This is a genomic window from Falsirhodobacter sp. 1013 (assembly GCF_051195255.1).
Lineage (GTDB): Bacteria > Pseudomonadota > Alphaproteobacteria > Rhodobacterales > Rhodobacteraceae > Falsirhodobacter.
Map to the genome: position 1 here is coordinate 1 of NZ_JBNJLK010000057.1, position 567 is coordinate 567.

General features: G+C 60.1%; 1 protein-coding gene. It reads right to left on the reverse strand.

The window, feature by feature from the left end; translation table 11 throughout:
• Positions 1-360: transposase (locus tag ACSHZY_RS18920; RefSeq protein ID WP_435171775.1), on the reverse strand; the 360-nt coding region annotated here is incomplete at its 3' end.
• Positions 361-567 lie beyond the last annotated feature (207 nt).

The following is a 567-nucleotide window of genomic DNA, read 5'->3' on the forward strand; positions in this document are numbered from 1 at the left end:
CAGGGTGAGCCAGCCGGCGCCACCGGCTGAAGCCTGCTGTCGTACGAGCTTTCGGCGGATGACGTCCTGCAGCATCTCCCGGTCCAGCGTCAGGTCAGCCACAATCTTCTTCAGCCGGCTGTTCTCCTCTTCCAGCGCCTTCAGCCGCCGCATCTCGTCGGGCAGCAGCCCGCCATACCGCTTCTTCCAATTGAAGTCGGTCGCCGCCTCGCGGCAGATCTCCGCGACCAGCGTGCCTTCCTTGCCCTGCTTCAGGATGAACGCCTTCTGCGCTTCCGTAAGCCTTGATGCTTTCGTCGTTCTCGGTTCCTTTCCCAGCCAAGGAAGTTTCGCCAAAAATCCCAGCTTCAAACGGTCCATTTTCAGGGGGCAGAGCACAGGCTCGATCTCCTCCAGATCCCGAACCAGTTGCGCCGCCGGATGTATGCAAGGGAGGATCACGGCGGCCCACCTTCGGTCACCCAAAGTGCCTAAGTGTCTGATTGCACGGTTTGATGGTGCGATCCTTTTGTTGGAATGGAAGGATGCCCTATGGGCCGTTCGTCATGGCAGCGCCACGACCATGCA